Annotated in this window: 21 protein-coding genes and 1 tRNA gene; 13 read left to right on the plus strand and 9 right to left on the minus strand. The window is 53.8% G+C overall.

Annotated elements, in window-relative coordinates; all coding sequences use genetic code 11:
- Positions 1 to 127 precede the first annotated feature (127 nt).
- The 3 genes from istA (at position 128) to VLM75_00490 (ending at position 3320) form a co-directional block, all read left to right on the plus strand.
- Positions 128 to 1693 (plus strand): IS21 family transposase, encoded by a 1566-nt coding sequence (istA, locus tag VLM75_00480; protein ID HSV95387.1) that lies wholly within the window; start codon positions 128 to 130, stop codon positions 1691 to 1693.
- Entirely contained in the window at positions 1686 to 2459 is a 774-nt protein-coding gene (istB, locus tag VLM75_00485; GenBank protein HSV95388.1) for an IS21-like element helper ATPase IstB, read from the plus strand. The genes istA and istB overlap by 8 nt, the downstream gene beginning before the upstream one ends.
- A gap of 612 nt (positions 2460 to 3071) precedes the next feature.
- Positions 3072 to 3320, plus strand: coding sequence for a zf-TFIIB domain-containing protein (locus VLM75_00490; protein HSV95389.1), 249 nt, complete (start codon positions 3072 to 3074; stop codon positions 3318 to 3320).
- Between the two features lie 108 nt (positions 3321 to 3428).
- On the opposite strand, the gene VLM75_00495 is transcribed toward VLM75_00490, so the two are convergent.
- Together VLM75_00495 and oadA are read right to left on the minus strand one after the other, a co-directional pair.
- A complete protein-coding gene (locus tag VLM75_00495) occupies positions 3429 to 4895 on the minus strand; it encodes an acetyl-CoA carboxylase biotin carboxylase subunit (protein ID HSV95390.1) in 1467 nt (488 codons plus the stop codon).
- Between the two features lie 143 nt (positions 4896 to 5038).
- On the minus strand, positions 5039 to 6763 hold the full coding sequence (gene oadA, locus VLM75_00500) for a sodium-extruding oxaloacetate decarboxylase subunit alpha (GenBank protein HSV95391.1): 1725 nt from the start codon (positions 6761 to 6763) through the stop codon (positions 5039 to 5041).
- A gap of 545 nt (positions 6764 to 7308) precedes the next feature.
- Here oadA and VLM75_00505 point away from each other — a divergent pair.
- The 3 genes from VLM75_00505 (at position 7309) to ndk (ending at position 8906) form a co-directional block, all read left to right on the plus strand.
- Positions 7309 to 7380 (plus strand) — tRNA-Gly (locus tag VLM75_00505).
- 74 nt (positions 7381 to 7454) lie between these two features.
- Positions 7455 to 8393: a cysteine synthase family protein gene (locus VLM75_00510; GenBank protein ID HSV95392.1), complete on the plus strand. Its 939-nt coding sequence runs from the start codon at positions 7455 to 7457 to the stop codon at positions 8391 to 8393.
- Between the two features lie 84 nt (positions 8394 to 8477).
- Entirely contained in the window at positions 8478 to 8906 is a 429-nt protein-coding gene (gene ndk / locus VLM75_00515) for a nucleoside-diphosphate kinase (GenBank protein ID HSV95393.1), read from the plus strand.
- Between the two features lie 39 nt (positions 8907 to 8945).
- Here ndk and VLM75_00520 read toward each other — a convergent pair whose 3' ends face one another.
- On the minus strand, positions 8946 to 11351 hold the full coding sequence (locus VLM75_00520) for a hypothetical protein (protein ID HSV95394.1): 2406 nt from the start codon (positions 11349 to 11351) through the stop codon (positions 8946 to 8948).
- Positions 11352 to 11599: 248 nt separating this feature from the next.
- On the opposite strand from VLM75_00520, the gene VLM75_00525 reads away from it, so the two are divergent.
- The 4 genes from VLM75_00525 to VLM75_00540 are packed head-to-tail and all read left to right on the plus strand — an operon-like array spanning position 11600 to position 17078.
- Positions 11600 to 13294 (plus strand): cation:proton antiporter, encoded by a 1695-nt coding sequence (locus VLM75_00525; protein ID HSV95395.1) that lies wholly within the window; start codon positions 11600 to 11602, stop codon positions 13292 to 13294.
- Between the two features lie 25 nt (positions 13295 to 13319).
- Positions 13320 to 15671: a hypothetical protein gene (locus tag VLM75_00530; protein HSV95396.1), complete on the plus strand. Its 2352-nt coding sequence runs from the start codon at positions 13320 to 13322 to the stop codon at positions 15669 to 15671.
- Between the two features lie 8 nt (positions 15672 to 15679).
- Positions 15680 to 16264, plus strand: a complete 585-nt coding sequence (locus VLM75_00535) for a hypothetical protein (protein ID HSV95397.1) — start codon at positions 15680 to 15682, stop codon at positions 16262 to 16264.
- Positions 16265 to 16274: 10 nt separating this feature from the next.
- Positions 16275 to 17078 carry a histone deacetylase family protein gene (locus VLM75_00540; GenBank protein HSV95398.1) on the plus strand — a complete coding sequence of 268 codons (804 nt, stop codon included), beginning with the start codon at positions 16275 to 16277 and terminating at the stop codon, positions 17076 to 17078.
- On the opposite strand, the gene VLM75_00545 is transcribed toward VLM75_00540, so the two are convergent.
- The 6 genes from VLM75_00545 to VLM75_00570 form a co-directional block, all read right to left on the minus strand.
- Positions 17075 to 17923 (minus strand): MBL fold metallo-hydrolase, encoded by an 849-nt coding sequence (locus tag VLM75_00545; protein HSV95399.1) that lies wholly within the window; start codon positions 17921 to 17923, stop codon positions 17075 to 17077. The genes VLM75_00540 and VLM75_00545 overlap by 4 nt on opposite strands.
- Positions 17924 to 17956: 33 nt before the next feature.
- Positions 17957 to 18805 (minus strand): HDOD domain-containing protein, encoded by an 849-nt coding sequence (locus VLM75_00550; GenBank protein HSV95400.1) that lies wholly within the window; start codon positions 18803 to 18805, stop codon positions 17957 to 17959.
- A gap of 131 nt (positions 18806 to 18936) precedes the next feature.
- On the minus strand, positions 18937 to 19317 hold the full coding sequence (locus tag VLM75_00555) for a PDZ domain-containing protein (GenBank protein ID HSV95401.1): 381 nt from the start codon (positions 19315 to 19317) through the stop codon (positions 18937 to 18939).
- Between the two features lie 115 nt (positions 19318 to 19432).
- Positions 19433 to 19684 carry a hypothetical protein gene (locus VLM75_00560; protein HSV95402.1) on the minus strand — a complete coding sequence of 84 codons (252 nt, stop codon included), beginning with the start codon at positions 19682 to 19684 and terminating at the stop codon, positions 19433 to 19435.
- A gap of 60 nt (positions 19685 to 19744) precedes the next feature.
- Positions 19745 to 20914 (minus strand): hypothetical protein, encoded by a 1170-nt coding sequence (locus VLM75_00565; GenBank protein ID HSV95403.1) that lies wholly within the window; start codon positions 20912 to 20914, stop codon positions 19745 to 19747.
- 125 nt (positions 20915 to 21039) lie between these two features.
- Positions 21040 to 21501, minus strand: a complete 462-nt coding sequence (locus VLM75_00570) for a hypothetical protein (GenBank protein ID HSV95404.1) — start codon at positions 21499 to 21501, stop codon at positions 21040 to 21042.
- 498 nt (positions 21502 to 21999) lie between these two features.
- On the opposite strand from VLM75_00570, the gene VLM75_00575 reads away from it, so the two are divergent.
- From VLM75_00575 to VLM75_00585, 3 genes are all read left to right on the plus strand, one after another.
- A complete protein-coding gene (locus tag VLM75_00575; protein HSV95405.1) occupies positions 22000 to 23004 on the plus strand; it encodes a DUF4899 domain-containing protein in 1005 nt (334 codons plus the stop codon).
- A 202-nt stretch (positions 23005 to 23206) separates the two neighbouring features.
- Complete coding sequence (locus VLM75_00580) at positions 23207 to 23335, plus strand: hypothetical protein (GenBank protein HSV95406.1); 129 nt, start codon at positions 23207 to 23209, stop codon at positions 23333 to 23335.
- Positions 23336 to 24661 carry a glutamine synthetase family protein gene (locus VLM75_00585; protein HSV95407.1) on the plus strand — a complete coding sequence of 442 codons (1326 nt, stop codon included), beginning with the start codon at positions 23336 to 23338 and terminating at the stop codon, positions 24659 to 24661.
- Position 24662: the final 1 nt, after the last annotated feature.

Here is a 24662-nt window from a genome sequence, read left to right on the forward strand (position 1 = left end):
GACCCCCCATCCGGCAGGGGAAGAGTCCCTCCTGTCGGCACTTAAAATGACCCCTTAAACGGCAGTCAAAGTGACCCCCCTCCCGTAAAATGGCCCTCCAAACGATACCTGTTTCTGGAGGGCATACATGGCACGGGAGAAAACGATTATGGAAATGCGCGACATACTATCCAGACTCAAACTCGGGCATGGGATAAAACAGATATTCAGGGATACCGGCACCCACCGGAATGTCATTCGAAAACTCAAGAAGATAGCCGTGAAGAAGGGGTGGCTTGCGCCGGATTCCTCGCTGCCTCCGGAAAAGGAGCTGTACGAGGAATATTACGGGATGAAGGGGAAATCGTCGACTCACCCGCTTGAACCGTTCCGGACGCTTCTGGAAGAGTACGTCGAGGCGGGGATTTCGTACGTGGTGATGCATCAGAACCTCCGGGATCGGGTCTTTTGTTCGGAAAGCACGGTGCGTAGATTCGTTCAGACACGCATTGAGAACACGCGTCCGAAGGAGATTGTGAGAAGAAGGCGGGAGTTCGGCGTCATGGAAGTGGATTTCGGGAGGCTGGGCGTCGTGTACGATCACCGTGAACGGCGAAACCGGATCGCCTACGTATTTTCCGCCCGACTGCGATATTCCGGGAAGGCGTACCGGGACATCGTGTTCGACCAGCGACAGGAGACCTTCTGGGGATGCCATATTCGCGCGTTCGATTATTTTGGCGGCGTTGTGGCCCGCGCGGTGCCTGATAATACCAAGGCCGCGGTGATAGCGGCATCGTTCTATGACCCGTTATTGAACCGCGGGTACCACGACCTGGCCGAGTATTACGGTTTTCTCGTCGATCCCTGCAAGCCGTATCATCCCCAGCACAAGGGCGGGGTTGAAAGCGACATCAAGTACGTGAAGAACAATTTCTACGCCGCTTTCCGTTTGCGCCAGAAAGAGATGGGGAGGGATATCCCCTGCGCGGATGATATTCTGCCGGCGCTTCGGCAGTGGGAGCGGACGATTGCCGATGTGCGCGTCATCAAGGGCATTGGAAGCACGCCCGACGAGCTTTTCGTTCAGGAGTCCGCCTCCCTGAAGCCGCTTCCCGGCGATCGATTCGATATCGTTTCATGGAGCAAAGGCACGGTACGGCCGGACGGCAGAGTGCATTTCGACCGCTCCCGGTATTCCGTTCCCGACCGGTATATCGGCAAAGACGTGCTCGTTGCCTCGGATACGCGCAGAATACGCGTGTTTTGTGACCTCGAACTCATCGCCTCACACCGGAGGGCATCCAGACCGCATCAGGACGTCGACAATCCCGACCACCTGGGCGCGCGGGCACGGGCATACCTGGAGCACACCCGCGATACACTGCTCGCACGGGCGCAGTGCATCGGCGATGCCGCACACGAGCTCTCCCGGCTTCTCCTCAACGAGCGGCCCGTCGCACGGGAGCGTTCCGTTCACGGCATTATCACCCTTGCCGTCAAATACGGGCAGCCGCGCGTGGAGGCCGCCTGCCGCCGGGCCCTCAACTTTGACGCGCCCCGCTACGACGCGGTCAAACGCATCCTCGAAAAAAATCTCGATACACTCGGCGCTTCTCACCCGGCCGACTCGCACGGGCAGCGTCTCTTCGCCTTCGCGCGGGTGTCCGGATATTTTAACACACATTCACCCGCGGAGGAACACCATGAATGAACTGGCACAACTCAAACCGAAGCTCACACGACTCAAGATGTCCGGCGTCCTCGACAACCTGGAGCTGCGTATCCGACAGGCCGAGGATGATCGAAGCGGATACTCGGAATTTCTGCTCTCGCTCTTCCAGGACGAGATCGAGCGGCGGGACTTCAAGGTCCTCGTCACCCGTCTCAAAAAAAGCGGCCTGGACCCGAAGATGACGTTCGAATCCTTCGACTTTAAATTCAACGCACGCATCCACGAACCGCTCATCCGCGAGCTTGCCACCTGTGCCTTCGTCGAGCGTGGGGAAAACATCTTCCTGGTCGGACCGTCCGGCGTGGGCAAATCGCATCTTGCCTGTGCCCTGGGGCACGAGGCGTGCCGGCGCGGCATCGATGTGCTTTTCCGGCGTACCTACGCCCTTCTCAAATGGCTTGGCTCAGGAAGGGCCGACGGTACCTTCGAACGGAAATTGAAATCGCTCGCCGACGTCCCGCTGCTCATACTCGACGATTTCGGGTTGAACGATCTCGATCCCATCCAGCAAAACGACCTCTATGAAATCATCTGTACCAGGTATGAATCGGCGGCAACCGTCATCACTTCGAACCGGGATTTCTCCGAGTGGCAGTCCATCTTCGAGAACCCGCTTATCGGCAGCGCCGCAATGGACCGCCTGGTGCACCGTGCGTTTAAAATCGTCATCGAAGGGAAAAGCTATCGCCTCGACGCTTTCGTCTCCAGAAACAGGCAGCAGGGATTGACAAATGAAATCGGTTAATGCATGATTCTCCAGTAACGGGAGGTGGGGACATTTTCATTGCCGACCCGGGGGCATTTTAAGTGACGGATGACATTCAAGAGAACAGTTGCATTTATTGCATTTTTCCGCCCGGTGGACTTCCGTCCGATCGGGTGAGACGCTCATCTTCAATTGGTTGCCTTCGTGACCATTCTGACCGCCGCGCTTTTTCCGGCTCTTTCGTTCGTGCGCACGTCTTTCCTTGCGGCTCAATCCGTCGCTCGAGGGTGGCTTGTTACTGTTATGACTGTCCTTGTTCAGCCGACGTTCAAGCTCTTCGACCCTGGCAAGAAGTTTTTCGATTAAATCAATAATCGCTTCCGGGTCTTGTTCTATTAATTTTCGTATATCGTCGCGATTCATGCGACATAAATTATACCATCCTATTCAGATTAATATTCTTTTTTTCCCTCATTGACTTTTTTTGCTGAATAGTTACAAAATTTTAATGATTGACAGGAGGGCGAGTTAGGGTTATGAAAAATTACCGCTGATGTATTTCCACTAAAAGCGGGACAGATTCGAAACGCCCTTCAAATGAGAAGGATAAGCTTTTTGAAAAAAGTATTAAATTAAGAAAGGGGTAACACTATGAAATGTCCAAGTTGCAATGTAAACCTGGTAATGACAGACCGAAGTGGTATCGAAATTGACTACTGTCCGGATTGTCGTGGAGTTTGGCTTGACCGCGGAGAACTTGATAAAGTCATTGAACGTTCTTCGCAAAATGTCAAGGATGTGCAACACGATAACTATTCCGATAAAAAACGATATCCATCGGACAAGGATTCTCATTATAAAAAGAAAAAAGGATTACTGGGGGAATTGTTTGATTTTTAAAGCATAAATGCAAGGACAAACCCATACCGACTGGAGAGACTGGAGTGACACCTTTTATTAAATAGTATCGGCTTGTGTCGGGTGTTATGCTAACTATTACAAATAAACCTAATTTGTTTTGATATATGATTCTACTGCTGCTGTTATTGCAGCGGTTTTCATTTCAGAACGAAATATACTTTTAAGTTTTTTCTGCAATGATTGTTCATCTATTATTATATTCATGGTTTGGCTAAGGATGGTTTGTTGTTCTGAAATAAAATGTGTTGAGAGGTCTCCTTTAACAAACATATCGTTAGACATAACTGCTTTATGAAAAGGTATATTTGTTTTAGGCCCAACAATTATATACTCATATAGAGCCCTTTTCATTCGTTCAATAGCCTCGTTTCTGTCTTTTCCGCACGCAATAAGCTTTGAAATCATAGAGTCGTAATAAGCTGGTATGGTGTATGAACTAAACACCCCCGAATCTATTCTTATACCAACCCCTCCCGGAGAACGGTATCCCTTCAGTTTCGCAGGGGAGGGCGCAAAATTATTTAACGGGTCTTCCGCGTTAATTCTGCATTCTATCGCATGACCATATATTTTAATATCATCCTGTTCAAAAGGAAGTTTTTCGCCGGCAGCGATAAGTATTTGATGTTTAACGATGTCGATTCCGGTAATTACTTCAGTTATAGCATGTTCAACCTGAATGCGGGTATTCATTTCCATGAAATAGAACTTGCCTTTGGTATAAATGAATTCTATGGTTCCGGCGTTTGTATAATTTATTGCTTTCGCTATTTTTACCGCTACATCGCCCATATTTTTTCTTAACTCATCTGTCATAACCGGAGATGGCGCTTCTTCTATAAGTTTTTGATGGCGTCGCTGAATCGAACATTCTCTTTCTCCAAGATGCACAACATTTCCGTACTTGTCGGCAATAATCTGGAATTCAATATGTCTTGGCTCTTCAACATATTTTTCAATAAAAACAGACGGATCCCCAAACGCTGATCCTGCTGTAGCTTTCGACTGTTCTATTGCAATTAAAAGTTCTTCGGGATTATTGGCAATTCGCATTCCAATGCCCCCGCCCCCGGCCGCAGCTTTAATGATTACAGGATAACCTATTTCGGAAGATATTTTCTTCGCTAATTCAATATCTTTTACCTCATCAACAGTTCCCGGAACCACGGGGGCGCCTGCTTCCGCAACTGTTTTTCTGGCTATAATTTTATTGCCCATTAGCTCGATAACCCTGCTCGACGGGCCAATAAAAATGATACCTTCTTTTTCACACGAATAAGCAAAATTGGGGTTTTCGGACAAAAAACCATATCCGGGATGTATCGCCGAAGCATCGCATTTCTTTGCAATAGCAATTATTTTCTTAATGTTAAGATACGTTTCCTTAACATTGTTTCCCCCCAAGGGGTATGCTTCATCGGCATATTTTGCGTGTAAAGCATGAGTATCAACATCAGAATAAATGGCTACAGTTTTAATTCCAAGCTCTCTTGCAGCACGCATTATTCTTATTGCTATCTCAGAACGATTCGCTATCAGTATTTTCTTTATCATAAATTTTATTTTTAAAACTTCTATTAGGGCGCCTCGAAAAATCAGGGCATTCATTATTCAAATAATAGTAAGTCCTGATATAACCAGCAGTTGTTCCCTGAGGGGAACTTTAAAAAACTAATTTATAGAGGTTCCCATTAATGTTATTCTATTACCATCAGCACGTCGTTTGTATCTACTACTTCGCTCTCTGAAACGTATATTCCTTTTACAATACCATCGTTTTCTGATAGAATTTCAGCCTGCATCTTCATTGCCTCAAGTACTACAACCGATTGTCCTTTTTTAACATTTTCGCCAATTTTAACTTTTATTGATACCACCATTCCCTGCATGGGCGACAAAACAGCTCCTTTTGAAACAGGCTCATTCGGTGGCTTTATTACCTCTTTTTCTTTTTCAATGACAATACCCTTAACCGGTTTTATCTTAACCCTGAACTCTTCATCATCAACTGTTACAATGAACTCGTCAGAACTAACGGGCCTGTTAGATGGTTTTTCAATAGTTTCGGCAACGGGGAGAGTCTCCGGCTTTGCTTCTCCTTTAAGAAACTTGGCTGCCACTTGCGGGTACATAACGTAACTTAACAGGTCTTCTTCTGAATTTATGGGGACACCCAGTTCTATTGCTTCTTTTTTCGATTTTTCCAACTCGGGACTTAATAAATCGGCGGGACGCACCGTAATGGGTTTTTGATTATTAATGATAATATCGAGTATTTCTTTTTTTATTGGCACGGGTGTTTCTCCATAACCGCCCATGCAATAATTTTTAACTTCTTCGGTAACCTTTTTATACCTTGCCCCCATCAAAACATTTAACACGGCCTGTGTTCCTATAATCTGGCTTGTAGGGGTTACCAGTGGCGGAAAACCCAAATCTTCCCTTACCCTGGGAACTTCTTTAAGAACATCATTGTATCTGTGTGTTGCTTTTTGTTCTTTTAGTTGCGAATAAAGGTTCGAAATCATTCCTCCAGGAATCTGGTGAAGCAAAACGCTTACATCCGACTTTTCGGCGACAGGGGTGAAAAGTGTCTCGTATTTCTCCCTCACTTTTAAGAAATAATACCCGATATCGACAAGTTTTTTTAAATCCAAGCCGGTATCGAATGGAGTATCTTTAAGCGAAGCAACAAATGATTCCATAGGTGGCTGGGAGGTCCCACCTGCCAACGGTGAAAATGCACAGTCAACAATATCCGCACCTGCCTCGCAGGCTGCGTAATAACTCAACATGCCCATTCCGCTGGTCATGTGTGTATGAAGGTCGACGGGGAGCCTGGTCGCATTTTTTATTGCAGAAACTAAATCATATGCGGCCTTGGGCGTAATAAGCCCTGCCATATCTTTAATGCAAACTACATCACTGCCCAGTATTTCGAGTTTAACAGCCATTTCGGCAAACCATTCTACCGTATGTACGGGACTGGTGGTGTAAGCGATTGTTCCCTGCACTATGGCGCCCGAGTCTTTTGCTGCTTTTATGGAGACTTCCATATTGCGTATGTCATTAAGTGCATCGAATATTCTTAAAATATCAATACCATTCTTTACACAAAGGCTTACAAATTTTTTTGTGGTGTCATCGGCATAATGGCGATAGCCAACAAGATTTTGGCCGCGCAACAACATTTGAAGCGGTGTTTTTTTTACTTTTTCTTTTATTTTTCGCAGCCGTTCCCAAGGGTCTTCGGCTAAAAACCTTAAACATGAATCAAAAGTTGCACCACCCCAAACTTCAAGCGAATAAAAACCGATTTCATCAAGTTTTTCTAACACAGGGAGCATATCTTCTGTTCTCATTCTTGTGGCAATGAGCGATTGATGCCCGTCACGTAATGTTGTATCGACAATTTTTATCATAATTATTTTTCGTTTTTTATTAAATAATCACAAAACAAAATTTCATTGTAATGTTACGATTTTATCAAGCGTTACACACATTAACGTCAACTATAAAAAAGAAATAAGTTGGTAATAATGACTGTTGTGCATCTTTTTTATTTCCCCTCGGATTCTCAGTTTTTGTAATTCACAGGCATTTTTTGCAGTTTCAGGTGAATCGCCTTATTTTACTTGTGTATCCCGTTACTGTGACCGGTAAGTTCCAAATTACGCAATAAATTTTTCACGCTCCCCTCGACGGGCAAATTAGGTAAATATCCGCCTAAAAATAACCTTTCAGAAATCGAATAAGAGAGGCTTGTGAGGTATTCGAACAGTACTGTAAGCTGCTGAATCACCTCTTTTTTAGGCAGTAAATTTAAACGGCCCCCGATACGAATGAGATAGAAATGGGATACAGCGTTACACATCCTATCACCTCACGGAACAAAATGCTAAAAAAGTATTGACTTTAATGTTCAATAATCACGTATTTACGCATAAATATACAGGGAGACACCAACGCGGGCGTAATTCAGTGGTAGAATGTCAGCTTCCCAAGCTGGACGTCGTGGGTTCGAGCCCCATCGCCCGCTCATAGGACGCACCGATCGAAACGCACGGGGGAGCGCCCGCGGGGCGTTCCGCTGCTCTACACAGGACGGCACACATGAAAACTACCGAAACCCTGCTCGCCAGCGCCGGAGTCGCCTCCGCGATCGGCAATACGCCGGTCGTGCGCCTGCGGCACCTCTCGCCCAACCCTCGCGTGGCGATACTCGCGAAGCTCGAGGGCGCGAACCCCGGCGGCTCGGTGAAAGACCGCCCGGCGTACTACATGCTTAAAAAGGCCGTGGAGAGCGGCGAGCTCACCGTCGACAAAATAATCCTCGAACCCACCAGCGGGAACACCGGCATAGGCCTGGCGATGGTGGGGGTCTCCATGGGCTTGCGCGTAACGCTCTGCATGCCCGATTGCGTCAGCATGGAGCGGCGGAGCATACTCATGGCCTTTGGCGCCGAGCTCGTGCTCACGCCCGGATGCCAGGCGACCGACGGCGCCATTGTCGAGGCGCGCCGCATGCTCGAGGCCGAGCCGGGCAAATACTACATGCCCGACCAGTTCTCCAATCCCGCTAACGTTCTCGCGCACTACGAGACCACCGCGCCGGAGATCATCGAACAGGCGGGCGGCCCAATTTCGGCCTTCGTGGCCGGGCTCGGGACCACCGGCACCATCATGGGGGTCGGCCGGCGCCTCAGGGAGCACGATACATCGACAAGAATCATCGCGGTCGAGCCTCCGGTGGGGCACACCATCCAGGGGCTTAAAAACATGACCGAGAGCCTCGTGCCCGGCATTTACAATCCGGCGATGATCGACGAGATAGTGACCGTCGGCGACGAGGAGGCTTTCGCGACGTGCCGCGATCTGGCGGTGCGCGAGGGACTGTTCTGCGGCATGTCCAGCGGCGCGGCCGTCGCCGGGGCCATACGAGCGGCGCGCGTGATGGACGAGGGGACGATCGTCACCATACTCCCCGATCGCGGCGACCGCTATCTCTCCACGGCGCTCTTCAAGTCGGTCTGCGCCAAGTGCCCGCCGTAGGGCCGCGCCGAAAACCTGATCGCATCCGGGAGCGCCGCGTCTCGCACAACGATATAACAGCCCGGATTACAAGGACGGAAAACCATGCCCAGGGAACGCACGCTCTCAATGATCAAGCCCGACGCCGTCGGAAAAAATGTCATCGGCGAAATATACTCACGGTTCGAGAAAAACGGCCTGCGCATAGCCGCCGCGCGCATGCTCCATCTCTCGGTCGACGATGCGAAGCGCTTTTACGCCGAGCACGAGGGGCAGCCCTTCTTCGAGCCGCTCGTCGAATTCATTACCTCGGGGCCCATCCTCGCCCAGGTACTGGAGGGCGACGATGCGATAGCCAGGAACCGCGAGATAATGGGGAAAACCAACTCCCCGGAAGCGGCGCCGGGAACCATACGACGCGATTTCGGTGAAAATAATCAGCGTAACGCGGTCCACGGCTCGGACAGCGCAAAAAGCGCCGAGAGGGAGATAGCGTTTTTCTTCGAGCCCGAAGAGGTATTCGTTCGCTGGTAGGCCCGCGCCCAGGCCGCGTCGCGACGCCGCAATGCCGTCCTACCGGACCTGAAGGCGCACCCGCACCAGGCTTTTCACCCTGAACCCCACAAGCCGCGCCCAGAAGCCCAGGCGCGTCCCGTAGCCGATCGTCACGAGCGAAAGCGCAAGCCCCAGAAGCGAAACGGAGACGACCACCCACCGGCGGTAGAGCCGCTTCTGCAGCTCCTCGGCGTAGGCCATAACCGGTGAAAGGTCGCGCCGCGCGGAGATGACAAAGCTCGCTCCCGCCGGCTGTGTCCAGAAAAGTGTCTTCTTTCCATCCTCTATCCGGTAATACTGGGCACGCGCGCTGATATAATAGGTACCCTCCTCGAGGTCGTCGAACGCGACGGTGTCTCCGGTATGATTTATATCCGCAGGCGCGCGTTTGGGCTCGCCCCCGGCTGAGATAGAATAGCCGGTGATGAATTCGGGGCGTATGTTCCGCGGCACGATGCGGGCCTCGAACGATCCGCGGTCGAACGGGTTTTTCGGATCGAACGGGAAGACGATCTCAATACGCGGAACCGCCGGACGTGGCGGCCCGGTCCCGGGACCGAAATCGAGGCCCTTCGCAATTCGCTCGTAAGCCTCCAGGTCGAGCGGATCGGCCTTGTTGACGATTATCTCGTATACCGAAACGCGGCCCATGGTGTTCGTTTTGTCCACCGCGGCCAGCGTAAAGAAATAGCGCCCGTCCTCAAGCCCCTCGAAAGCGGCCTCGAAGTCTCCGCTGAACGTCGCCGGGCGCACGGATGTATCACGCGCGATGCTGTAGAGAAAACCCTTCAGGCGGGCCTTCTCGCCCATCGTCCAGCGAAACCGCGGCGCGCGCGACGCCGATACCTGTGATTCCGGGTGCGTCGGCGACACCACAAGGGGCCCGGCAAGCTGGTTTTTGCTCACCTGCAGGGGATAGTGGATGGTACGGCTGTAATTGCCGGCGCCGTCCACCGCGCGGATATGGAAATAGCTGATACCGTCGTCAAGGTCGGGAATGCGATATGTGCGGACGTTGCCCTCGAGGTTCTGGACCGCCGGGATAAAATCGGGCACCTTGTTTACGATTACGGCATACCCTATGATTCCCGACTCGTCCGTCGGAGGGGTCCACTGCACCAGTGCCGTCGAATCCTTCGACCAGGCGTTTTCGGGATGCGTCGGCGAAAAAAGGACCGGGGTATCGACATAAATGTCCGAGTGTTTCGCCGCCACACGGTCGGCCTCCTCCCAGACCGCGACCACGCGTGCGTTCGAGGACACCATAGCGGGCTTGCGGGCCGGTACGTTCTGCGGCGAAAGACGGTTCTCGGCCGAAAAGGCGCGATCCGCGAGCATGTACTTTCGGGACATTATCCCCGGACGGACATCCCTGGTGTCGTACCACACGATCACCAACTCGTCGATCCGGCCCGGCAGCACCCGGGGCGAATAACAGTTCGCGTTGGTGGCGGTGACATCGAGGGGCCTTTCGGTCCAGGTTTTGCCGTAATCGCCGCCCCGGAGCATTTTAATGGCCCAGTTTTTGTCGTCGTTGTTCTGGTATACGCAGTAGATCGTATCGTGATAAAACGCGATCGACGGCGCGGCGTCGTTGGCCGGGCTCCGGGTGATCCTCCTGGCGGAGCTCCAGCTGCGGCCGTAGTTCTCCGAGCGGATGAAATACAGGTCATCGGCGAGCACGCCGTGGAAATCGCCCTTGCCCTGCCAAACCACGAATATATGATTCCCCTCCAGGTGCACCGCCGGGAAGAACGAACCGCGGAGATCGCCCGCCCTGGCCAGGACGTCGGGCTCATTGAAGGTCTTGCCGTCGGGGCTTTCGGCATGGAACAGCGTGAACGCGCCGAGGCGCTGCCCGTGGTAAAACAGATGCAGGGTGTTACGGTCGTCATAAAAGACCATCGGCAGAAGCTCGGTGTCGGAGGGCAGATACACCCTCGACGGGGATGCCCAGGTGGCCCCCATATCGGTCGAGACCGAATAAAACACCCTGATCTTCGCGTCTTCGGGCAGGATGTTCTGCCACACCACGGCCACCTGCCCGGACCCCGAAACCGCGATATACGGGTAGTGGTCCATTCCAATCGCCACGTCCGCGATCGGTATCGGATCGAAGAACGATTTCCCGCCGTCGAACGAAAGCGCCGCATAGATCCGATGGGCCTTTTTGTCCATGCCCTCGAATACGGCCGCGATAAACCTCCCGCGCGAAGCGACCTGGATGTTGCGCGCGTCGACCCCCACCGGGGAGATGAAGAAGCTTCTTTCCCAGCCCACCGGAAGCGTCGACACCTTCACGCTCACCGATACGACCACGACCACTCCCGCGGCCACCACGAGGCCCGCGAGCGACCATATCGCCTGGCGCACATACGGATAACGAAGGTGCAGACCGTAAAGGCCTGAAACGATCCGGTTCATCGGTATTCCTGAAAATATCTCATAGTGTCGTTGCTACTGTATTAATCGGCACAGCGGGCGGGCCACACGCCCCGAAAATGCCCGGTGACATCCGAAAAATAGCGATTTGAGGCCATTTCTTCCAGCAAAAAAAGGCCGCCTTCGGTAATTTAATTGCCATCCGGGCGCTTTCATCTATTATACGAAACGGCGTCATTTAAACCGGTTTTTCGTCCTTAAAAAAACCGGGATGTTCCTTATTGACCGGAATGAACACGCTTTCAGGCAACGATATCGTCGTCCTCTTTCTCGGCATCGCGCTGATGCTCGGGGCAGGCAGGGTCCTCGGCGAGGTTTTCAGGCGCGTACGCCTCCCCTCGGTCGTCGGCGAGATACTCGCCGGCATCTGCATCGGGCCCAGCCTCATGGGAAGACTGTCGCCCGATTTCTTCCATTGGATATTTCCCGCCGGCACACGCGGCTCCACTGCCTTGGATGCCATCGTCTATATGGGGGTGGTGTTCCTGCTGCTCGTCGCCGGGCTCGAGGTCGACCTGTCGACGGTGCTCAAGCAGGGAAAAACGGTATTCGCCATGAGCGCGTTCAATATAGCGGTGCCCTTCGCGCTCGGATTCAGCCTGGTCCTTTTCGCCCCGGGCCTTTTCGGCCGCGGCGACGATATCGTGCTGGCCCTATTTATCGGCGTCGCACTCTCCATCACTGCGCTACCCGTCATAGCGAAGATACTTCTGGACATGAAACTGTTTCACACCGACTTCGGCATGCTCGTGCTCGCCTCGGCGATGATAAACGACCTCTTCGGCTGGATCGTGTTTTCAATCATCGTACAGCTCTCTTCGACCGGCGCCGTCGACAGTGTGCCGGTCCTGAAAATAGTTGCGCTCACCCTCCTGGTGACGGTCATGATTCTCACCGTCGTTCGCTTCCTTATCAACCAGGCGCTCCCCTGGATCGAAAAGCACGCCGAGTGGCCCGGCGGAACCATCGCCTTCATCGTCTCGATAGGGCTCGTCTGCTCGGCGACAACCGAATCGATCGGCATCCACGCCATTCTCGGAGCGTTTCTGGCGGGGATCGCCGTCGGGGACTCACCGCACCTGCGTGAGCACACCAAGGACATCCTCAATCAATTCATCAACAATATCTTCGCGCCGCTGTTTTTCGTCTCGATCGGCCTCCGAATCGATTTCATCGGCAATTTCGATCCTGTACTTACAGTAATACTCATCGTAATCGCGTTCGCGAGCAAATTCGCCGGATCGATTGCGGGAGGATTCTTCTCCGGATACGGCATCCGCCAATCCCTCCCCGTGGGTTCGGCGATGAGCGCACGCGGCGCCATGGAGATAATTATAGGCCTCTTCGCCCTCAAGCACGGCATTATCGGCGATACCACCTTTGTCGCAATCGTTATAATGGCAATCGTTACCTCGGTGCTGAGCCCGGCCCTGATCAGGCTCTTCCTGCGGCCGGAGGATAAACCGCTTCTGCCCGCCCTGATCGACGAAGGCACATTCATCCCGATATTGGCGAACAATGACTCGTCCGGGGCCATTGCGGAAATGGCGGTGGCGGCCGCGCGTAAAACCGGCCTCGACGCGGCGCTGATTGCCGAACGCGCCATCGAGCGCCAGTCTATCATGAGCACCGGCATCGGCGACGGCATCGCCGTTCCGCACGCCCGCATGGCCGAAATCAGGAGGCCCTGCGTAATCGTTGGGCTCTCCCCGGCGGGTGTCGACTTCGACGCCCCGGACGGCATGCCCGCGCACGTCGTTTTTTTAATCCTCACTCCGATCGCGGACCATGAATCTCAGATCCGGATCCTCGCGGAAATATCGCGCGTCTTTGCGGACGGCTCGATAAAAAGACTTGCTATGCGGGCGAAGGATCATGTAGAATTCACAGGGGCGATCGGCACCACAGGCGCGCCGGCGGAATAAAAAGAATGCGAGGGGAATATCCCGGATGGAACTCAGCGATGTAATACGGCAGGACGGCGACAGGCTCTTCATACTCGACCACGACTGCTACGTGATATTCACCGGCGACACCGTCGACGACGAAAAGCCGTTCATCCGCATCGGCAACTGGGCGAACCTCCCGGTGGAGATTATCCCGCTCATCGAAAACATCATTGTCACCGACCACCTGATCGGCAACCCCTCGTACGAACAGTTCAATATCGACGTCAACTACCTTCCCACCAACCGATACATCGGAAGCAGGCTGGTGGTAAAACGCTACCTCGATTTCCAGAAGACCTTCGGCCTCGACCTCACGAACGTCTCGGTCGTCGAAATCGAAAGGGACATACCGCAGATATCGAAAGAAAAGATCATTTCCGACAGGGACTCCTTCATCGGCGTATTTTATACGAACGGAGACTTCCAGGTAACGCACAACCGCCGCGCCATATTCAACCTTAAAGCCCCTGAAGGACGGTACTTCGATGATCTTCGCATCCTCGACACCATCTCCGAAATCGGACGCGAATCGGCGCGCTATACGGGATGCGGATTTGTGGTTTTACAGAACAATCCGCTTTTTTATAAAAACCGCTATTTCACCCCGTACCACTTCCCGCGCGCCTGCCACGAGGACTTCGCCAGGCTCGAAATCGATCCCGCGCAGATCCGGGAGCTCCTGCTGCCGTCGTCCAATCTCATCAACATTACCCGTCTTGCCCGATGGAAACACCAGACACACGGCAAACTTAAAATATTCTCCGACCACCGCGACGACATCGACCTCCTCCAGAAGCTCTTTACCGGCGCCACCATCAGCAGAAAGGACTTCGACGGCTTTTCGTTCGAGACGGGCGACGGCATGAGCGCCCGTAATTACCCGGGGACCTTCAATGTTCGCATGCTGTACAAAAAAGCAAAGCCGTCGTTCGAAGACCTCACACTCGCCTACATCAAGGGTTTTGCCGGGGTGCAGTCCATCCTCGGGGAAGACCTCGATGCCATTATGATAAGCTACCCGGTGTACGAGGAGGCCAACCTCCTGTTTAAATCGACCGATACGCCGCTCATTCTCATTCCCGAACAGGGACGGCCCCTGCCCAAACCGAGGCCGGGCGGACCGGCGATCGCCATCCCGGGCATACAGTACGAGCTGCTCAAGTACACCGACACGGCCGGGCTCATCGCCGAAATCGCGAAACACGTTTCGGCGAAAGAGATCGTCGAGAAGCTCGCCTCGGGCGATGTCGAATCGATCAGGGGCCTCCTGCCCGCCGGCCGGCAAACTGACGCCGGCACCCGGTTCGAGTCGACACGGGAGGCCGTGAACATCCTCGCATTGCTGAAAATATACCGGAACACCACGACCGACCGCAAAGTATCCTCCGCGCTCCAGAAGCTCATGGACTCGCTCATAGTCCCGGCCGATCCCTCCGTCATCGCACCGGATGTTTCCCCGCGCTTCAGAATATGCATGGCGCTGTGCGACGGCTCGCTGTACGAGTACATGGAGGATATTCCGGGAGGCCCCGGGGCCTTTATCGTGCTCGACGAGGTGCCCGAGGACTCGCCCGCGGACCTCGACCGGATCGCCGACCCCGCACTACGGCGCCATTACGAAACCATCATCGCCGACCGCAGGCGTCTTCGCGATCTGCTCAGCCTCTTTGCCGGAAAGATGAAGGATGATTCGCGCATCCGCGAACTTCGCGCCGCCATCGCCCTGAAAAAGGAACAATACGAATTCGAGTCCCTCGGCGAACGAAACGACATGGAACGGGAGAGTGCCGCGCGTGAGCGCAGAAAGATGATGCTCAGGAAGGCGATCCCGTTCCTTGCCGTACTGGCGCTTGCGGCCCTCGCCGCGCTCGGCTATCATATCGGGGCGCCGATATACCACGAGCACCAAAAAGCCGCGGTGGAGGAAAAACGCGCGAATAAAGAGGCCGAGGAAAAGCGCCTGCGCGGGGAGCTCATCAAAAAATACGGCATCCACGTAAGCGAACACGACGTCTTCGTGTACGTCAACCGGGTGGCGGTTAGAAACGGATACGCCCCGATACCGTACGCGTCGTTGAAGAACAGAAACCCCAACTGGATTTACCCCGGAAACGTTTTCGTGATGCTCGACGGTGAGCGCGTGGTGGTGAAAGAGGGCGACACGCTGTGGGGAATGTCATATACGCGTCTGCTGGACAGCGGTATAGCGTTTCATCAAACCATGGAGGAAATCGAGAAAAGCGCCGCACGCGGCCTCGATATCGCACCGCTGGTCGAAAAGGCGCGGTCCCTCTCCGCGAGCGCCGACCGGGTAAAACGGCTCGAGTCGCTCCTCTCGAAGCTCGGAAAATAGCCGCGACGATGGACCCCTCGGACAAAATCAAATACTATGTCGAGCCGGTCGAGATAGAGATATACCTTAAAAAATCCGGCAAGGTACGGACCATAATCAAAGACATGTACGTCGAGCTTGTCGAGGCGGAGCCGCATAACGATCACAGCCGTAAAATTTTCGACCATTTCCGCGGGATCGACAGTCCGATCGACCTCATTGAAATCATGAACATCTTCCCCGAATACCTCAATCCCATATACGACTCCTATTACCAGCATATGGAACTCTTCGAAAAGCTAAGCATGCATTTTAAGTCGGCCTCGGGAGGCAGCATCGATTCCCTGCGCCTTTCACTTTATTTTATCGAACTATTGATCAAATACGAACCGACCATCGCCTCGATCGATTACATCGGCGATTTCCAGACGCACAATCTCAACTACCTCATTAAAAAACTCAATGTCCTCAACGAAACCTACCTGATCGAGGATTCCACGGTGGCCTATCTTATCAAGCGACGCAACAAGGCCTACGAGGGAAAACCGCGCGACCGCGAGTTTGAAAAGCTCGTCGAGCTGTGGCAGTACAATATTAAGGAAAAGCTTCTATAGGGGTGCTGGAATGAGAGGAATCTCCCGGTTCAAAAAAGAAATCAGGCTGATTTATCATCCCGTCTACCTTACGCCGTACAGCACCGCCGACTGCGAATCGCCGGAGCGCGTCCGCGCCATCATGGCGCATCTCACATCAAAGCTCGCCGTGGTGCGGCCGGAGCCCTGCGTGGAAGAGGATATCCTGCGCTGCCATACCCGCTCGCTCCTCGCCCAGGAGAAAAACAGCCCCGACCGCTACGCGGCGGCGTGCATGGCCGCGGGCGGCGCCATCCGTGCGGCGCACGAGGCGCTGCAGGGATTCGTCGGCTTCGGGGTCCTGCGTCCGCCCGGGCACCATGCCAATCCCGATCACAACTGGGGGTTCTGCTTTTTCAACAACATGGGAATCGCCATTCAAAAGCTCCTTCACGAAAAACTGATCGAATCGGCGGTGATACTCGACATCGACCTGCATTACGGCGACGGCACCGAGGCGATATTCAGGCCGCACCGCAACGTCCACGTGCTGAACATCCAGTCGTCACAGTCGGGCGATTTTCTGCGCGAAACGAGAAGCGCACTGGACGCGATCGCCGCCGCCGGCATCATCGGCATCTCGGCAGGCTTTGACCAGTACGAACACGACTGGGGAGGAAACCTTTCCACCGAAGACTACCGTACGATCGGACATATCGCGGGCGCCTTTGCGCGCGAGAAGGCGGGTGGAAGAATCTTCGGCATACTCGAAGGAGGGTATTACGTCCCCGACCTGGGGAAAAACCTCGAGGCGCTGCTCGAAGGAGTCTGCGAGGGGAAATCCGGCGCGGCCTAAAGATCGAAGCTCGCGCGCTCGCGGGCGGCGTCAATCTCCATCTTAAATCCCTTTTCGGCCATTTTACCGCGGTAATGCTCCACCAGCCGGTCCATCTCCGCATCGGTGCGAAGCGGGTCGTGATGAAAGAAAAAGAGGTGCTTCACCCCCGCCTTGAGCGCGAGGTTGACGACATGGTGCGTGTGGCTGTGGCCCCATCCCTTATGGCTTCCGTATTCGGCCGGGACGTACTGCGCGTCCGCCACCAGCGTATCGGCGCCGCGCACGAACTCCACCAGGCGCTCGTTCATCCGGCTCGCGACGGCCTCCGTATCGGGATCGCCGTCGTTAAAAACGTTGTAATACGGCTCGTTGTCTCCGAGATAGACGAAGACCCTCCCCCTGTAGCCGACCCGATAGCCCAGGCAGGTAACCGGGTGGTTGAGGAGCTGCGTTCGCACGGTGAAGTTGCCCACCCGGACCTCCCCCTCCTTCATCTCGCGGAACCTGATGTCCGCCGAGAGCTCCGCCGTCCTGACCGGAAAATATGAATATTTCATCTGCCCGGCTATGACGTCCTCCATCGAAAGCTCGAACGTGGAGGGGCCGTAGACGGTCACCCTGTTACCGGGAATATAGATGGGCGTAAAGAAGGGAAAGCCGCTGATGTGGTCCCAGTGCGGATGCGAGATCATGAGATTGATCTCGTGCTTTTTTGAAAGGTCAAGCGAATCGCCGAGGGCGCGCAGTCCCGTACCCGCGTCGAAGATGATCCAGTCGCCCTCGTCGGAGCGTATCTCGAGGCACGAAGTGTTGCCGCCGTACTTTACCGTTGAAGGCCCCGGGACCGGAATAGAGCCCCTCACCCCCCAGAATGTGACCCTCCATCCACTCATAATTTATTTGAGGAACAGCACCGCTTTCTCGATTTCGTTGTTGATCGTCGAGAGCGCCGCGAAAACCGCCTCCTCGTTGAGATTCAAGGCCGCCCACACCTCCTCGGGGACCGGCTCGATCCGGTAGTTTCCGCTGAAGCCGATTTCAAGGGATTTAACGAAGGTGTCCGCCACGCACACGGTCATCGAAAACAACGCGGATCCGCCCTCCACAACGGGCTGATGGTGCCGGCCCACGGCGTGGAGAAGGCTGCTCGCGAAGCGCCATTTTTTGCCGATGGCGATCCCGACCTCCTCGTGCGTGAGGCCGAAAATATTGCGCTCAATGTCGGTTATGGGCTCAAGCCGTTTGGCGGCCTCTTCGAGCACCCGGTTCATCTCATCCGGGAAAAAGTTGTTGATGAGCACTTTGCCGATGTCGTGGATGAGGCCGGCTATAAAGTATTCCTCCAGAACCTTCTGGTCGATATTCATTTTGCGCGCGATGAGCTTCGTCGCCACGCCAACCCCCAGCGAGTGCTTCCAGAAATCCCGTCCGTTGAGAGACGTGTTTGCCTTGAGGTTCACCTTGCCGAGAAAGGCCGAGGAAAGCGCGACGTTCTTTATGGTATTCAGCCCCAGCATGACCACCGCCTGCTTGAGCGATTTAATCTCCTGGGGCAGTCCGAAATACGCGGAGTTGACCATGCGTATGACTTTCGCGGTGAGCACGGGATCCAGCTGGATTACGTCGGTAAGATCCTGCGCCGACGATTTGACGTTGTTCGCCACCTCGGTGATTTTATGGATGACCGGCGAAAGCGTCGGCATCCGATCGATCGATTCCTTGACCCTGTCTATAACGCTTTTCATGATCAATAAAAATACCAGTAAACGATATCCACGGCAAGCACTGTCCAGACGAATACGGTGAATGCAATGAGTAGAATCCAGGCGAACTTTTTAGCCGTCATGGGTTGTCCTGTCGGTGGGAATTTGCTGATTCACTCTTTAAGGACGACCTTGCCGCGCAAAACCCTGAAGATCATAAGCTCGCCGCCCCGCTCCAACTCGAGCGTAACCATGGAGCCCGGCTTCCCGCGCAGCAGGTTTTTTACAATATAGTCGTGCTGCATCCCTTTTAAAGGATGCCCGTCAACGCTCAGGATCGTATCGCCGGAGTGCAGCCCGGCCATATCGCCGGTTCCTCCCTTGTAGACCGAGACGATCACATAGGGACTATCCCTGCCGACCTTGCCTTCGCCCGACGGCACCTCGATACCAAGACCGCCGAATTCCTCATTCGCACACCCCGCTATGACTGCAACGCACAGCGATACAACCGCCGCGATCACGCAGCTTTTCACCACGCGCCCTTTCATCATATTCATACCCCCGGAAAGTGTACTCGTGGAAACGACACCGAGCGCCCCGGCATTACAGGAGTGATTGTTACATTATTACTAATAAATGCAACAATTATTTGATATCCGGATAGAACTAACGCCCGCCCTTGATCTGCCTGATCATATCGACCAGCATGGCGGCGTGCTCGGACAGGATGTCCACCGCCATCGTGGGATTGTCGAGCTCCTCCAGCGCCAGATAGAGGGCTGCGATGGCCTTCCTGAGATTGCGGTCCGCTTCGCCGATCTTGCTGGCGGCGTCGCGCGAGCGGGCGTCACCGCCACCCCGCATTTCGTCAAGCACCCGACGATGAACCTTGTGCAAAAGTTCCTTTGGATCTTCCATAATTGTGCAGTCCGCGAGCGCGGGAGGGGCCTGTGCATTTATTCACGCCGGGAGGGCCGCTCACTTCTTCGCTTCGGCGGGCTCCTCCCCGGCGTGTTCGGCCGTCTTGTCCCCCGGCTTCATTTCGCCGGCTGGTTTTTCCTTTTCCACGAGATCCTCAACCTTCACTGTTCCGGAGAAGGTGGAAAGCGCTGACTCTTTCGAGAAACGCGCGTAATTGTCGGTGTGATGCAGAAGGAATTTCTTATACTCAACGCCGCCGCCCGGCTCGCCTCTTTCCGCGGCGAGCATTTCGATGGTCGCCTTGATGATCTTAAAATTAAAGTCGTCCACGTATTCGCGGATGGTGTCCTCGGCCTTTTCGAACTCCTCGGCCAGGAGATGATGCGCCACCGTCTTTTCCCCTCTGAAGCGCACCCGCCGCTCGGTCCTCTTTTCAAAGCTGCCGAACTCCCGGCCGGGTTGCGTTACAGGTACGCCATCCGCGGGCTTTTCTGAAGTGGCCTCTTCGGGAGCGTAATCATAGTATTCCCTGTTAAGCTCGTTTAGAAACGAGTCTCCATTCTTCGCCAGAAACCTGTTATAGAAGGGGCTGCCCGCCTCCCGTTCCATTTCGAACAAGTGGTTGAATATTTTCCTCTTCATTTCGCCCGTGCGGCTTTCATAGAGGGCCAGGAACGCATACCGCTTGGCCCTTCGGGCCATCTTTATGGATTCGACATATTTGTAAATCTTATACGAATGGAGCTTCGGATTCGACGCGGTGCCGATGGTGTAGTGGTTGAAGCCCACGGCCCTGTCGCGGTAACCAAGAGTCAGGTACAGCTTGGCCCTTGAGTTTTTCGACCTGATGATCTCCGGCGCGATGCTGTCGAGAATGTCCTTGGAGCCTTCGAGGTACCAGTCCCTCACCATCTCGGCGAAGAGTCCCACATGCTTTCCCTGCGACTCGTAGAGCCTTTTGAACGCGCCCCTGTAATCGGACTGAAGAAAGGCCACCTCGGCGTTGAAGTGACTACGATACACCTCCTTGAACAGGTCTTTCCGCTCTTCGCCGAAATTCGTCACGCACACGTCCATGAAGTCGATGAACGACTTGTTTTCGTTAAGTATCCGCTCGGTGGTGGTCTGATCTGAATAGGCCGACGCCGTAACCGCCGACATGAGTGATAAAAACCACACGGCAAGCGAGATAAGCGGACCATACCCGGTATTTTTCTTATTCAACATTTTCGCCACACCTTGATCGATGGAATTGTCGCCAATGCCAGAAGCACCGGTACTTCATCCGCCCCGAGGCGGAGAAAAACCATTGCTTCCTTCGGCGGCGCGACAAATCAAATCATTGCCGCCTTTCACTTCTCGGCATACTCGATTACATTCGCCGCTACGACCTTGCCGTCCAGTGACGCCTTTATCCGATACTTTCCCGGCCGCCGGAAATACTCGGTGGGAATATACGCGCCAAGGGCCTGGAAGTCCTTATCTATTTCATAGTTTATCTGCTTATACCGCCGAAAATCGGTATTCTCGAAATATTCAATCTCGATCGCGAACATATTTGAATCAAGGTTCTCGAATTTCCGGTTCAAAAAGAAATATACCTTGTCCTTGCCCCTGTACCGGGTTACCTGCGCCTCGTCCCCGGATGTTATCTCCTGGCTTGAAAGGACGAAGTTCGCCTTCCCATACTGTGAGGTGAAATAAATGAGATAAAAGACCACCGCAAATATCAGCGCCACCAGCACCACTTTACCGGCAAGCCTGATCGTGCCCCCTTTCCCGTTGTTACCCATATTTAAACCCTGGTCTTCCATAAATATCCCCCCGCCATCAGCGGCCGGCAACACCGATTCTACTCACTGTTATTTTCGGCCGTAAACCACCCGCGGAACAGTCCATTTTTCCGCCTTTCTCCGATCATGAAACGGTAAAGCGAAAAAGTCAACAGGCTTGCCAGATAAAAGGAGGATATCGCCGGTTCATCCGCCCGCGTTCCAAGAAGCAGAAACCACCCTCCCGGGGACAGACGGTCGCATAGAGCGAATACCCCGGCGCCTTGAACGGATTTTTCACGCGATGATTCATCCCTGCATGTGACCGGTATAAAAATAAATTAATTTTATATTGACAGAGATGCAATTTATGCGTAGACTGCGGCGCGGTTTGAGTTTCCGGAAATCCATATATTATAAAAAGGATTGCGCGTTCGTGCTATGGCCCGAAACGCCTCCCGGAGGATAACGACACCCTAGGGACCCGGAGAAACGGTATCGCCGGTTTCTGATTCACTTTAAAGCGTGTGGAACAGGGAAATGGCTGAAGACAGAACCCAGGGCGAATTCCTCGAAGGCGGCAATTACCTCATAATAAAAGGCCGATTCAAGTCGCAGTCACTCAACCTCTACGGCGTCTTCTTCGTGGTTTTCGACACCGAGGGCGCCATCGGAAACCAGAACATAATAGTGTCGACCTTTTCCAACGTCTTCGAGCTCGAGCCCCATGTCGGATGGGAGCGTTATGAGGAAAACATAATGGAGCTCAAGTGGAAGGGAAACTTCAACTCAAGCATGAGTTCGTCTCTCATGGACCTGCTCAAGGCGGTCTTGGCTCAGCCCAACCTCAATTCCCAGCTGTACGAATCGGCCCTCAATTATGATTACGACCGGGTTGAGATATTCATTTCGGACATTCTCTATCGCATCGTACACGACAAAAACCTTATTCTTGAAATAGGCATACAGGAAGCCACCGAAGAGGAGTTCAAAACCGTCCGCGAGAAACGGCAAAAAACCGCCGAAACTCCGGCGGCCCAGGCGGCCAAAAAGGGCTACAACCTGGAGGACGGTTCGGTAATACTCCCCCTTCAGCCCATCCTCGCGCCGGTTAAAGGAAAACCGCTGTACGAGCTTAAAATCGGCGATCGGATTATGGCCAAAATAGTGGCGAATTCCGAGCGCGAAAAATACTTCATCGACATTCTCAACCTGAGGGTAGAGGACCATGTACGGCCGGTTCCCTGCGAGGTTATCGACATAAAGGCAAACAGTAAAAGCGATCCCATCGAAATCCTTTCCCTGATAGCCCCGGGGATTTACGGTAAAATAATCGAGGATGAGCGTCAGGTCAAACTCCGCATGTATGACCCCGGGGTCGACGGCCCCATCAGCAAAAAATCCATATCGGCCGGATATCCATTCAAGGAACAGGACAAAACCGCGAAGGTCGAGATGGGAATGTCCCAGATGACGTACGTCATCATGGGCCTTTTCGCCCTCCTGCTCGTAATTTTCATCATCCTTATCTATCTCAGCTTCTAGGCTTCCCGCGTTTCAGGAACACCCCGCCCTGTGGACCATTGCACACGGAAAAAAGTGGTTTACATACACAATCCGGGGTGTTTCACCTGTAGGATAAACGCGGTTGTATATCCGCCCGATTTCCACGAAAACCGGTTCGGGCCCTAATAAACCGCCTCCCGGCGCGCCGATAAGTATACCAGACGCGCACCGGAGGTGGGACATGTTCTACATGATTCTTCGCCTGCTGCATGAAGAGATGGAAAGCGGAATTATTTCACCGCAGGAGTATCATTCGGCCGTGGTGAAGGCCGCGGTAATCCACGGCATCAGGAGAAATGGAATACGATAGATGGACAAAGACAAAGAATATATACTGAAGCTCGCGAGCGAAAGCCGGGTTAAATTCATCAGGTTCTGGTTTACCGATATTCTGGGCTTTCTCAAGAGTTTTGCGATAACGATCGACGAGCTCGAAGACGCCCTCATCGAAGGGGTGCGCTTCGACGGCTCCACTCTTCAGGGCTTTAGCCGCAGGGACGAATCGGAAATGATCGCCCTTCCTGACACCTCGACCTTCCAGGTTCTACCGTGGCGCCCGAAGGAGGACTCGGTCGCCCGCATGTTCTGCGATATATATAAAAACGACATGACCCCCTACGAGGGAGATTCACGCTACATACTCAAGAATATCCTCCGTAAAGCCTCGGACGACGGCTACTCCTTCTATACAGGGCCGGAGATTGAATTCTTCTTTTTCAAGAATTCCGCCGCGCCCGAGATTCTCGACCGCGGCGGCTACTACGATCTCACCCCGCTCGATGTCGCCACCGACTATCGGCGCCAGACCGTACTGATGCTCGAGAAAATGGGCATCGGCGTCATCTCTTCCCACCACGAGGGGGCGTACAGCCAGCACGAGATCGACCTCAGGCACGAGGACGCGCTCACCATGGCCGACAGCATCATGACCTTCAGGCTCATTGCCAAGGAGATCGGCCAGTCTAACGGAATCTACGCTTCGTTCATGCCCAAACCCATGGCCGGGCAGAACGGGTCGGGCATGCATGTCCACCAGTCGCTTTTTCGCGATGAAGAGAACATCTTTTTCGACGCAAACGAGGAGTCGTTTCTCTCGAAGGAGGGGCGGCACTATATCGCCGGATTACTGAAACACTCGAGGGATTTTTTCGCGATCACGAACCAGTGGATCAATTCATATAAGCGCCTGCTCCACGGCTTCGAGGCGCCGACGCATATCTCATGGAGCACGCGCTGCGACACCTCGCTCATACGCGTCCCCGAATGTAAACCCGACAAACCGCGCACCATGCGCGTGGAACTCCGGAACCCGGACCCGGCCTGTAATCCATATCTCGTATTCGCGGTCATCCTGGCAAGCGGCCTCAAGGGTATTAAAGAACGCTATGAGCTTCCTCCCCCGCTCGACTCGACGCAAAATGTTTCATGCAGGGCCGATTTCCAGAAGATGGGCCTCGAGCCCCTGCCCACCCAGCTCGGCGAGGCCCTGATCTATCTGGATAAAAGCGAGCTCATGCGGGAGACGCTCGGTGCGCGGCTCGTCGACAACTTCATAGAAAACAAGATGCTCGAGCTGGATCGATTCAACTCGCACATCACCGATTACGAGATAAACGAGTATCTGCCCATCCTCTGAA

Source organism: Spirochaetota bacterium, from assembly GCA_035477215.1.
In the GTDB taxonomy this organism is placed as follows: domain Bacteria; phylum Spirochaetota; class UBA4802; order UBA4802; family UBA5368; genus MVZN01.